The organism is Vibrio sp. 1CM7H (genome assembly GCF_023161645.1).
Classification (GTDB): Bacteria; Pseudomonadota; Gammaproteobacteria; order Enterobacterales; family Vibrionaceae; genus Vibrio; species Vibrio diabolicus.
The window spans coordinates 54529-66690 of record NZ_JALNTV010000012.1; the positions used below are offsets into that span (position 1 = coordinate 54529).

Genomic DNA, 12162 nt, shown 5'->3' on the forward strand with positions numbered 1-12162 from the left:
ATAATCAGCGCTTCAACCAAGATTTCGGGTTTTGTGCTTCACTGTTGCGGCGAATTTCGAAATACAGTGATGCGCGATCTTGCCCGCCAGTATCACCCGCAAGAGCGATCACTTCGCCTGCGGTCACTCGATCGCCTTCTTTTTTCGTCAACGCTTGGTTGTAGCCGTAGAGCGTCATATCGCCTTTGCCGTGGTCAAGCAACACCACTAAGCCATAACCGCGTAAATACTCCGCAAACACTACAGTACCAGGATAAACGGCTTTCACTTGTTGACCGTAATTGGCCGCAAGCACCATTCCCTTCCAGTTTACTTGCCCGGTTTGGCGAGTACCGAAGTTGTGTAATACACGACCTTTGAGTGGCCATGGCAGTTTACCGCGCTGTTTGCCCAGTCCGTCCATTGGCACGGCATTACGCTTAGCCGCTTTGGCGATCTCGGCTTTTAGGCGTGTTTCGTTGCGCTGCAGTTCAGCAAGGTAGCGTTTATCGTTCTTGATACTGCTCTGAATTTTATTCAGGGTTTGCTTACGTTTGGATTGTGTACTTGCCAGCGCAGTACGTTTCTCAGATTGCTGTTTGAGTAACGTCTCGATTTGCTCTTTTTCTAGCTCAAGCTGGTTTTTGTTGTGTGCCAATTCTTGAGTGGTTTTGGTGATTGCATCAATCACTTCCGCACGCGCTTTGGCTAAGTGCTGGAAGTATTGACTCATGCGGTCTTCTTCCACACCTTGATTCAACAAGTGCCCATTGGCTTTTGCTCGTTCGGTCACGTAATACGTTTGCAGCAACTGTTTGAGCTCTTCCTCTTGCTCTTGGCGCTGCGCTTCTTGCAAGGCAATTTTATCTTCTAGCTTGTCTATGTTTTTGTCTGCTTGTGCGAGCTCAGATTTGGTTTGTCTTATTTCGCGTTCAAGTTTAGAAATGCCAAGTTCTTGTTCTTTAAGCGATTTTTGTAGCTCGTTGAGTTGCTTTTCTTGGGAAGAGAGAGATTTGCGTTGACGGCTTATCTCACTTGATACGCCTTTGAGCTCTTGTTGACTAGCGGCAGAAGAGGCGAGGGGATATGTGGCAGATAAAGCACAAGTTAATAAAATAGCCGAGCGTAGAACAGGGTGATTTTGTTTTCGCACTTGAGATTTACCTACCACGTTGTTGTCAAAGGTTTGTTGACGATTAAATACCATCTCCATGGATAAAGCTTTGTGATTTACCATTAAAGCCTTGATCCATATCGAGAGAAGGTTTGTCCGTTTTTGGACGACCGACGATTTTCGCAGGAACCCCCGCCACAGTTGTGTGTGGTGGTACTGCTTGCAATACCACAGAGCAAGAGCCGATTTTCGCGCCTTCGCCCACTTCGATATTGCCAAGAATTTTTGCACCTGCACCAATCATCACACCTTCACGGATTTTCGGGTGACGATCGCCGCACTCTTTACCCGTACCGCCTAAGGTAACGTCTTGTAGAATTGAGACGTCATTATCGATAACTGCAGTTTCACCGATGACAATACCTGTCGCGTGGTCGAGCATGATGCCGCTACCAATGCGTGCTGCCGGGTGAATGTCTACCTGACACGCAACCGAAATTTGGTTTTGCAGGTAGGTTGCCAGTGCATGGCGCCCTTGTTTCCATAGCCAGTTTGCCACGCGGTAGCCTTGCAGAGCGTGGTAGCCCTTTAAGTACAGCAGCGGCATAGAGTACATCGAAACTGCAGGGTCGCGATTAACTGTGGCACAAATGTCACAAGCGGCACAATCGGTAATGGTTGGGTCGGCAGAGAACGCTTCTTCTACCACTTCACGTACTGCCATTGCTGGCATCGATGCCGTGTTTAACTTGTTTGCCAAAATGTAGCTGAGCGCGGCACAGAAACTTTCATGCTTGATGATGGTGGCATGGTAAAAGCTGGCCAGCATTGGCTCTTGCTCTGACATTTCGCGGGCTTCTGAGACAATTCTGTTCCAGACTTTTTGTTTTTCGCAGTGTTTCATTCTCAATATCCTGAGTGGTTCTTCCGTGACCCGACAACTTCTATTCTTCTCAGATGAGGTGCGAAGGGGCGTAGAGTGCTACTTTCCTTCGGCTTTTTTGTCACGAGCAAGTAAATCTTGCGCTGCCAGGCGTGCATCCTTCCCTTGATACAATACTTGATAAATTTGATCAACAATTGGCATCTCAACACCCATGCGTTGAGAGAGCATCCATACTTCTTTCGTGTTGCGGTAGCCTTCTACGACTTGGCCAATTTCTTCTTGTGCCGTGTCGACGTCTTTACCTTGACCTAGCGCTAAACCAAAGCGGCGGTTGCGTGATTGATTGTCGGTACACGTTAGGACAAGGTCGCCCAAACCAGCCATACCCATGAAGGTTTCTGGTTTTGCACCAAGCGCAGCACCAAGACGACTCATTTCGGCCAAACCACGAGTAATCAATGCAGTACGCGCGTTGGCTCCAAAACCGATACCATCAGACATACCCGCACCAATCGCGATAACGTTTTTCACCGCGCCGCCCAATTGCATACCAATAAAGTCACTATTGGCGTATACGCGGAAGGTTTTGCTACAGTGGATTTTTTCTTGTAGATCCGCAACAAATTCAGAATCAGGAGACGCAACTGAAATTGCAGTCGGCATACCCATTGCGAGCTCTTTTGCAAACGTTGGGCCAGACAATACTGCTAGTGAGTAGTTTTCACCGATAATGTCATAAGCGACGTCTTTCAGCAGGCGCCCCGTTTCAGGTTCAAGCCCTTTGGTTGCCCAACAGATGCGAGAGTCCTCGCGCAAGAATGGTTTACAGCTGTTTAGCACGATGCCAAAGACATGGCTTGGAACCACAACCAATAAATCTCGGCTTGCTTGTACGGCTTTTTCTAAATCCGATTCAATGATCAAGCTTTCAGGGAAATCAACACCAGGTAAGAAAGCGTGGTTCGCGCGATCCGCTTCTAAACGTGCCATGTGCTCAGGCTCGTGTCCCCAAAGGACTACGTTCGCGCCGTTACGAGCGAGTGAGATCGCCAGAGAGGTACCGTATGAACCTGCGCCAATCACCGTCATTGCGATGTCTTTACCGTAAGCATTGTTTGTATTTGCTTGTGTCATGCTACCGCCTAATTGTCTTTCTACTAGTAGAATCTAGTTCCTAATCGTCAAATTTTACGCCTTCTGGCGATTAGGAACTAGGAACTTTTGTCAGAAATAAAAAATGCACATTGCATCGGATGGTAGACGCTCTGTGCATTTTATTAGAGTCGGTGACGTCAGCACTCAGGCTATTCGTCACTTACAAAACGTTAATTACGCTTCAGCTTCGCCTTGTTGAGCTTGCTGTTGTAGGTAGTTCATGAATAGCGCGTCGAAGTTAACTGGCGCTAGGTTCAGTTGAGGGAACGTACCTTTAACCACTAGGCTTGAGATAGTTTCACGAGCGTATGGGAATAGGATGTTCGGGCAGAATGCGCCTAGGCAATGTGCAAGTTGGCCTGCTTCCATTTGCTCAGCAGTAAAGATACCACCTTGTTGAACTTCACATAGGAACGCTGTCTCTTCTTCGTTCTTCACAGTAACGGTTAGACGTAGAACAACTTCGTAAACGCCTTCACCAAGCTCACGGCTTTGAGTGTCTAGGTCTAGTTTAACGTCTGGGTTCCATTCTTTTTGGAAGATTACTGGAGAGTTTGGCGCTTCGAACGAAACGTCTTTTAGGAAGATGCGTTGAATTGCGAAGTTTTGTTGTGCTTCTTGAGGTGCTGCTTCAGCCATTTTTTAATCCTTAAATAAATATTTGTAGAGCCTAGAAACGTCTAAACTCAGAAAACTGGTATGTCCCGAGACTAACTGAGCCAATCTACCTTGACTAGATGAAGCGTGTATTACGTGCAAAGCGTCACAACTTAATGCTTCAACTGCTTTCAATTTGCTCAGTTTATTATCCACGAAGCTTGGCAAAAACACGCTTGGTGCGAACCTTGTCTTTTGCCTCTGCCACGTTATCGAAGCTGCCGGGTATTACTTTTTACCACGTACTAAAGGCAGGTTCGCTTCGTTCCATGCAATCAAGCCGTTCTTCAGTAGGCTTACTTTTTCAAAGCCTGCTTTTACTAATAGGTTCGCGCTTTCTTGAGCGTTTTGCCCCGTCTTGCATACCACAATGATTGGGTCTGATTTGTGGTTTTCAAGGCTACCAAAGTTACCCGCTTTGATATCTGACGGTAAAATGTGAAGTGAGTCGGTGATATGACCTTTTTTGAACTCGTCCTTTGTGCGGATATCCACTACAACGCCGTTTTCACGGTTCATAAGATGAGTCAGTTGGTTTACGTTGATTTCTTTGTATGCGGCCGTCGCTGACTTCACGATGTTCATGATAAAGGCGACAAGAAGACCTACCCAAACCAAAGATAGAATCATGTTCTGTTGGAAAAATTCAATGTACTCTTGCATGTCTTGAGCTCTTACGCTGTTGGCGGAAAAATAAAGCAGGAGTATAGCGGGGTTAAGCCTCTTAGGCGAGAGGGTTAAAATTTTCTAACGAATAATTGAGATCTCTATAAACCCTTTATGTTATTGCCATCCGCGCATTGGACTATGGTAGCTTGATTGTTTTTGCCTATTGGATTTATCGACTTAAGTGACTTTTGTTTTACCGAAAAAAGCGAACAATAGGCACTAACCAATCTTGTTCGATAATGCGTTAAATAAGCGCTGTTTCAGGTGCAAAAACAAGAATCAGAACCGTAAGAAAACCGAACCTAGACTGGGGTGTACAAAGCGTACTAGGAATGACTATGCTTGTGGAACACGTTTGTCGGCACTGACTCGTTGTTCGCTTAACTTGTAAGATAGCAACAATAAATCGCAAACATTATTTGATCTTAACCTACAGTTTTGGTTAAAAAGTGTAGTAAAATTACGCTAGTTTTGTTTCAAGGTTAGATAGGGCAGCGAGGCCCTACGCCAAAAGTTACTTAAATTTGATGAGGTCATCACTATGTCAGCTAAGAAGCCACTGGCTCTAGTTATCCTTGACGGTTACGGTTACCGTGAAGACACAGCAAGTAACGCAATTGCGAATGCGAAAACACCAGTAATGGATGCTCTGATTGCGAATAACCCACACACTCTAATCTCTGCTTCTGGCATGGATGTTGGCCTTCCTGATGGTCAAATGGGTAACTCAGAAGTTGGTCACACTAACATTGGCGCAGGTCGCGTTGTATACCAAGATCTAACCCGTATCACCAAATCGATCGCTGACGGTGAGTTCGCTGAAACACCAGCGCTTGTTGAAGCAGTTGATGCTGCTGTTAAAGCAGAGAAAGCGGTACACATCATGGGTCTGATGTCTCCAGGTGGCGTACACTCTCATGAAGACCATATCTACGCAGCGGTTGAAATGGCAGCGGATCGTGGCGCTGAGAAAATCTACCTACACTGTTTCCTAGACGGTCGTGACACGCCACCACGTAGTGCTGAAAACTCGCTACAACGTTTCCAAGATCTATTCGCGAAACTAGGTAAAGGTCGTGTTGCTTCTCTAGTAGGTCGCTACTACGCTATGGACCGTGACAACAACTGGGATCGCGTTCAAGTGGCTTACGATCTTCTGACTCAAGCGAAAGCTGAGTTTACAGCAGAAACCGCCGTTGCTGGTCTAGAAGCCGCTTACGCTCGTGAAGAGAACGATGAGTTCGTGAAAGCGACAGCAATTAAAGCGGAAGGCGAAGAAGACGCAATCATGCAAGACGGTGATGCGGTTATCTTCATGAACTACCGTGCTGACCGTGCTCGTCAAATCACTCGCGCATTCGTGCCTGACTTTGATGGTTTTGAGCGTGCGGTATTCCCGGCAGTTAACTTCGTTATGTTGACTCAATACGCGGCAGATATCCCTCTAGCAATCGCATTCCCACCAGCGTCTCTAGAAAACACGTACGGTGAGTGGCTGTCTAAGCAAGGTCAAACTCAGCTACGTATCTCTGAAACAGAGAAATACGCACACGTGACTTTCTTCTTCAACGGCGGTGTTGAAAACGAATTTGAAGGCGAAGAGCGCCAGCTTGTTGCTTCTCCAAAAGTAGCCACTTACGACCTTCAGCCAGAAATGAGCTCCCCTGAGCTTACAGAGAAACTGGTTGCGGCGATCAAGTCTGGTAAGTTCGACACTATCATCTGTAACTACCCGAACGCAGATATGGTTGGTCACACTGGCGTTTACGAAGCAGCTGAGAAAGCAATCGAAGCGCTAGATGAAAGTGTTGGCAAAGTAGTTGAAGCAATCAAAGAAGTTGGCGGTCAGCTACTGATCACTGCGGACCACGGTAACGCAGAAATGATGGTTGACCCAGAAACGGGTGGTACTCACACAGCGCACACTAACCTACCGGTTCCTCTTATTTACGTAGGTGATAAAGCGGTTGAGTTCAAAGAAGGCGGCAAACTGTCTGACCTTGCACCAACCATGCTTTCTCTAGCAGGTCTAGAAATCCCAGCAGAAATGACCGGTGAAGTGCTAGTTAAATAATTAACTAACTGCTCAGAATGACAAAAGCCCGAGTTTAAACTCGGGCTTTTTTGTATCTGGCAACAAGGGCTGGTCTGTAAGGTTATTGAACCAAAATGCCAGCACCAATCACAGCTAGGGCTGCGCCCAACCATGCAAATCGGTTTGGTCGGCGTTTAGTGTAAATCCAGAGTAGCGGTAGCAACATAATTGGCGTGGTTGAAGATAGCAGTGCAACCATACCTACATTTCCTTCTTGCAGTGCGTATAAGATCAGCGTCATGCCGACGGCCATCGCCAAGAAACCGTTAAGCGCAGTAATACCAAATACTCGCCAAGTAATGTGTTGTGTCGAGCGAGCGACTTTGACCCCTAGAACTAACAACATGCTGTGGGCGAAAAATGCACTGATCATTCGAATAGCAGAAGCCGCAACGGGGTCAATGCTGGTTTGCATTACTGGCTTGGCGATGATGCCGCCCAATGCTTGGCACATTGCTGCGGTTAAGCCAAGTCCAATGCCCACCCAGATGTTACCTTTAATTTCTTCCAAGACGTTATTCACTTGGCCTCTTCGACCAAAGAATATCGCCATCACTACGCCGCTAAATACCAAGGATGCGCCCAGTAGTTCTATTGTGGTCATGACTTCGCTGAATAAGAAGTAGCCCAAAATGGCAGAGAATACCGCATGGCAGGAAAATAGTAGTCCGGCTTGTCTTGGTCCCATACGATTCAAGCACGCAAACAGAGCGGTATCACCGATGAAAATTCCAATCAGACCCGACGCCATCATTGGCGTTACATGTTCCCAAGAAACCGTTAACCAGCCGCCAGTTATCCAGGCCATTGTTGATAAGATCACGGCCGTACAGCCCATGCGCCAGCGGCTGTAAGAAAAAGCGCCTAGGTGTTGTGCAGGAATGACAGAAATAAGGCTAGAAACTGCCCACAGAAAAGCGGCACATAAAGCAAGCCATTCGTAACCCATGATGTGTCGACGTCCTTGTAGAGTAGAGGAGTCTTAATATGCACGAAATTTAATGGATGTAAAAGCTGCTCTGTGAGGGCAATAGCTGGCGAACAGCTCCATGACAACAAGCTCTGTCACGGAGCTTATCGATTAAAACAGCACCATAACTGCGCCATACACGATAAATAGACCAATCAAACCAAGAATCAGCCCCACTTTCGCCATGTCTTTGCTCTCGATTAGGCCTGTTGAATAAGCCAAAGAGTTTGGTGGCGTGGAAACCGGTAAGATCATGCCAAGTGATGCGGAGAATGCGACGACAACCAGTAAACCTTGTAGGCCACCAACCGCAATAAGGCTTGGCATGGATGTACCAATAGCGGCAGCAATAGGCATTAATAAGTTTGCCGTTGCGGTATTAGACATAAAGTTCGCCATTAACCAACATACTACCGATAGGGCAAAGACAACGGCAAATGGTGATAGTAAGCTGTAATCAATGGCGTGTGCCAATGCTTCGGCTAAACCCGTTTTGTCTAAGGCAATACCAATTGCGATACCACCAGCAACCAGCCATAGCACGTCCCAGTTAATCAGCTTGAGTTCTTCTTTTCCCATAATGCCCGTTAAGGTGAACACCGCAAGCGGGATAATCGCAACAACATACGTGTTCATGCCGTGCACTTTTGTCGTCATCCAAAGCACAATGGTTAGTGCAAAAGTGATGTAGACGACGATCGCGCGCCAGCTCTTTTTGAACGTACCATCCAGCTTTAGTTTCATTTCTGGTTCGCTGGACGGAAACAGCTTCTGCAACAAAAACCAAGCAACAGTGAGTTGTATCAGCACAAATGGTAGGCCCATTGTCATCCAGGATAAGAAGTCTATGGCGTTTTCTCCGGTGAGGTATTGGAGCGCTATTGCGTTAGGTGGCGTACCTATCGGAGTTGCAATGCCGCCAGTATTCGCGGCAATTGGAATGCACAGCACCAGCGCTTTAATCCCTAGCTCCCCTTTAGGTGCAGAAGCGACGATTGGACCGAGCAGCGCCAACATCATGACCGTCGTGGCAGTGTTGGACATGAACATTGAAAAAACGGCGGTAATGAGCATCAAACCCAGCATGATGAACTTAGGTTGTGTGCCGAATGGTTTTAGTAGTACTCGGGCGAGATTGTTGTCGAGTTCGTATTTGGAAGCCGCGATGGCGAGGGCAAACCCACCCATAAAAAGAATAATGATCGGTGAAGAGAAGGCCGAGAAAATATCTGTGTAAGCAATTAACTCTCCCAAATCATGCCCCGCTGGTGGATTGCGAAATAGATGCAAACCTTTATCCGATATCATGATCAGTTCAAGAGCGATAATAAGAATGGACGTAGCAAAAACGGGGACCGGCTCAAGAACCCAAAGTAGGGCAGCAAGAAGAAAAATAGCCAACAGGCGATGCTGAATTAAAGTGAGATCATCAATAGGAATAGCATCAATCGGCATCATCAAAACACCGAGCGGAATTAAAAAGCACACCAGCAATTTCGCCAGCGTGTTTACACTCATCTTTGGCATTGGCTGCCCCTCTAAATATTCATCCTAAGCGCAGGATAATTGATTGTGGAATGAAGGTCTTAGAGGCAGGTATGAGTTTGAGAAATAGAGGCTAAATTTTGAACGGAATTTTGCTTTTTATCAATAAAAAGAGCCCTTGAGAAAGGGCTTTTTTAACGGGGTTTTGTTTATTTTTTCAAGGCGTAAGGTGTGCCCATTACGGTTGGCTTACCGTTTTCCATGCTTGCGTCAAACTCAATCGCGTCTTTGGCAAACAGGTTAATAACAGTAGAGCCCAGTTTGAAGCGGCCCATCTCTTCGCCTTTTTTCAAGATCACGGCCTTGTCACCCTCAGCTGGGTAATCCCATTTGTAGACAGTATTGCCACGAGGCGGAGTGATCGTGCCAGCCCATACTTGCTCAATGCTACCTACGATGGTTGCGCCAACAAGCACTTGTGCCATAGGACCAAACTCAGTGTCAAAGATACACACCACACGCTCGTTACGTGCGAATAGATTTGGAACGTTTTCTGCCGTAAGTGGGTTTACCGAGAACAGGTCACCAGGCACGTAAATCATTTGGCGCAGTGTGCCGTCACACGGCATGTGTACACGATGGTAATCGCGCGGAGACAGGTACAGCGTGGCAAAAGATCCATCTTTAAATTCGTTTGCTAAATTCGCGTCACCGCCCAGCAGTTCTTGCGCTGAGAAGTGATGACCTTTTGCTTGGATAAGTTGACCATCTTCAATAGGGCCAAATTGGCTAACACAAGCGTCGGCTGGGTGAGTGATGACGTTTTCGCCTTCAGAAATTGGGCGTGCGCCCTCTTTTAGCTCACGAACGAAAAACTCGTTGAATGTTTTAAAATGCTTAGGATCTGAGTGCTTCGCCTCATCCATGTTCACATTGTATTGTTTGATAAACCAACGAATAACTGCTGTTGTTAGACCGCCAGCTTTTGCTGAAGCCAGTTTACCCATTAGGCGAGTGAGGCCGTGTTGTGGGATCCAGTACTGCAGTCCAACTTTAAACTTGTCCATCTTTAATTCCGATACTTCTGTTAGATTCGCGCTTTAGGGCGCGTGATGTTACTGAAATTTAATTTGCTTGTCAGTATTAGGTGAAGACTTTTTACACAGTTACAGTCTTAACTTAATTACAGATCGGCTTTCTTATTGCGTGAATACTGACGGTTTGCTTTGTTTTCAACCATGCTTTCCAAAATGCGATGGTAGTTTTCAAAGCGAGTTTCGTTGATTTCCCCTTTCTCAACAGCTTCACGTAGAAGGCAGCCAGGGTCGTCATTGTGCTTACAATCTCGGAACTTACAACCGCCTAAGTATGGTCGGAATTCAACGAATGCTTTCGTTACTTCTTCTGCTTCCAAATGCCAAAGCCCAAATTCACGCACTCCAGGCGAGTCGATCAAGTCGCCACCCGTCGGAATATGATACAAGCGCGCTGCTGTCGTGGTGTGTTGGCCTAAGCCAGAGTTCTCGGAAACTTCGCCTTCTTCCACTTCGCTCTCTAGTTCCGGCATTAACGCGTTGACTAAGCTGGATTTCCCTACGCCTGATTGACCAACAAAGATATTAATTCGGTCACGCAGCAGAGTTTCTAGTTCAGCAATGCCTTCTCCAGACTTCTTGCTTACCAGAAGCACTTTATAGCCAATGCGTTCATATTCTTTGAGCCATTCTTCATACATTGCACGATCATCGGCTTCTAGAAGATCGACTTTGTTTAAGACCAGCAATGGTGCGATATTCAGTGTTTCTGATGCTACGAGGTAACGGTCAATAATATTCAGTGATAGCTCGGGCAGTACCGAGGAGACAATGACCATTTGATCAATATTGGCAGCTACGGGCTTTAGGCCATCGTAGTAATCTGGACGAGTGAGCACTGAAGAACGAGGTTCTACCGCTTCAACAACGCCAGAAATGCCAGCCATAGACTCCAAGCCTTCGCGCCATAAAACTCGATCGCCAGATACTAAAGATTCGATACCACGGCGAAGGTTACAGCGTTGAATCTCGCCTGTTTCAAGGTCTTCAATATCCGCGTGCTGGCCAAAACGAGTGATCACGAGACCTTGTTTGCTTGCGCCTAGCATGTTTTCATCCCACTGGATGGACTCTTCTTGCTTTTTTAAACGCTTTTGTTGGTTGCTGCGTACGCGTCGCACTTGACCTTTGGTTAACTTTTTCTTCTTTGCCACAATTCTGTACTTTATGTGAATTTACTCAAATGGTTGAGCCGTGATCTTGGCTCTGAGTGAGTATCGTGTTTCCCGTATTTTGAGGTATAGTACCTCTTTTATCGATAAACAAATAGGCGGCGTAACCATGTCCTTTAGCGATCAAAACCTAATTTGGGTTGATTTAGAGATGACAGGGCTTGATCCTGAAACGCACAAAATCATTGAAATTGCTTCTATTGTCACGGATAGCGAGCTAAATATTTTGGCTGAAGGTCCAGTATTAGCGATTCATCAGCTGGAAGAAGAGCTAGCGAAAATGGACGATTGGTGCACCAATACGCATACGGCAAGCGGCTTGGTGGAACGCGTTCGCAACAGTAAAATCTCAGAACAAGATGCGGTCGCACAAACCATTGAATTCTTAGAAAAATGGGTGCCGAAAGGGGCGTCGCCAATATGTGGTAACAGCATTGGGCAGGATCGCCGCTTCTTGTACAAACACATGCCGGAATTAGAAGAGTTCTTTCATTACCGATATGTTGACGTCAGCACTCTTAAAGAATTGGCGCGTCGTTGGCAACCTGAAGTATTAAATGGGTTCACAAAACAGGGAACACATTTGGCCTTGGACGACATTCGCGAGTCGATTGCAGAACTTAAGTACTATCGTGGTACTATTTTCAAGATTTAACTGTTAAGGTTGCGATCCAAATTGTTGTAATTTATATCGCTTTTGATTGCTTTTTCATCGTTCAGTAAAAAAATAAAGTTTTTTTGAAGGAAGGACTTGCATCACAAAAAAATGCTCTTATAATTCGCAGCCCTAAACAGCGGAAACGTTGTTGATGCGACACTAGCTCAGTTGGTAGAGCGCAACCTTGCCAAGGTTGAGGTCACGAGTTCGAACCTCGTGTGTCGCTCC

The 12162-nt window shown here is 46.4% G+C and carries 11 protein-coding genes and 1 tRNA gene; 3 read left to right on the forward strand and 9 right to left on the reverse strand.

The annotated features are described in order from the left end of the window. Positions 1-4: 4 nt before the first annotated feature. The 5 genes from MSG33_RS22035 to MSG33_RS22055 form a co-directional block, all read right to left on the reverse strand. Positions 5-1150: a murein hydrolase activator EnvC gene (locus MSG33_RS22035; RefSeq protein WP_170903524.1), complete on the reverse strand. Its 1146-nt coding sequence runs from the start codon at positions 1148-1150 to the stop codon at positions 5-7. A 25-nt stretch (positions 1151-1175) separates the two neighbouring features. Then, a complete protein-coding gene (gene cysE / locus MSG33_RS22040) occupies positions 1176-1997 on the reverse strand; it encodes a serine O-acetyltransferase (protein WP_005395410.1) in 822 nt (273 codons plus the stop codon). A 78-nt stretch (positions 1998-2075) separates the two neighbouring features. Continuing rightward, complete coding sequence (gpsA, locus tag MSG33_RS22045; protein ID WP_134648279.1) at positions 2076-3113, reverse strand: NAD(P)H-dependent glycerol-3-phosphate dehydrogenase; 1038 nt, start codon at positions 3111-3113, stop codon at positions 2076-2078. Between the two features lie 195 nt (positions 3114-3308). Then, complete coding sequence (gene secB, locus MSG33_RS22050) at positions 3309-3773, reverse strand: protein-export chaperone SecB (protein ID WP_005395400.1); 465 nt, start codon at positions 3771-3773, stop codon at positions 3309-3311. Between the two features lie 246 nt (positions 3774-4019). Further along, entirely contained in the window at positions 4020-4454 is a 435-nt protein-coding gene (locus tag MSG33_RS22055; protein WP_005395399.1) for a rhodanese-like domain-containing protein, read from the reverse strand. A 547-nt stretch (positions 4455-5001) separates the two neighbouring features. On the opposite strand from MSG33_RS22055, the gene gpmM reads away from it, so the two are divergent. Then, positions 5002-6534, forward strand: coding sequence for a 2,3-bisphosphoglycerate-independent phosphoglycerate mutase (gpmM, locus tag MSG33_RS22060; RefSeq protein WP_248382125.1), 1533 nt, complete (start codon positions 5002-5004; stop codon positions 6532-6534). A gap of 82 nt (positions 6535-6616) precedes the next feature. Here the strand turns inward: gpmM and MSG33_RS22065 are convergent, their stop codons facing one another. From MSG33_RS22065 to rsgA, 4 genes are all read right to left on the reverse strand, one after another. Continuing rightward, positions 6617-7504, reverse strand: coding sequence for a DMT family transporter (locus tag MSG33_RS22065; RefSeq protein ID WP_005395397.1), 888 nt, complete (start codon positions 7502-7504; stop codon positions 6617-6619). A 132-nt stretch (positions 7505-7636) separates the two neighbouring features. Beyond that, positions 7637-9052, reverse strand: coding sequence for an SLC13 family permease (locus MSG33_RS22070; RefSeq protein WP_248382127.1), 1416 nt, complete (start codon positions 9050-9052; stop codon positions 7637-7639). Positions 9053-9219: 167 nt separating this feature from the next. After that, positions 9220-10077: an archaetidylserine decarboxylase gene (asd, locus tag MSG33_RS22075; RefSeq protein WP_005395389.1), complete on the reverse strand. Its 858-nt coding sequence runs from the start codon at positions 10075-10077 to the stop codon at positions 9220-9222. Between the two features lie 116 nt (positions 10078-10193). Next, entirely contained in the window at positions 10194-11258 is a 1065-nt protein-coding gene (gene rsgA, locus MSG33_RS22080) for a small ribosomal subunit biogenesis GTPase RsgA (protein WP_005395388.1), read from the reverse strand. Between the two features lie 127 nt (positions 11259-11385). Here rsgA and orn point away from each other — a divergent pair, with 127 nt between their 5' ends. Beyond that, on the forward strand, positions 11386-11931 hold the full coding sequence (orn, locus tag MSG33_RS22085) for an oligoribonuclease (RefSeq protein WP_248382128.1): 546 nt from the start codon (positions 11386-11388) through the stop codon (positions 11929-11931). 156 nt (positions 11932-12087) lie between these two features. After that, positions 12088-12160, forward strand: a tRNA-Gly gene (locus tag MSG33_RS22090). Positions 12161-12162 lie beyond the last annotated feature (2 nt).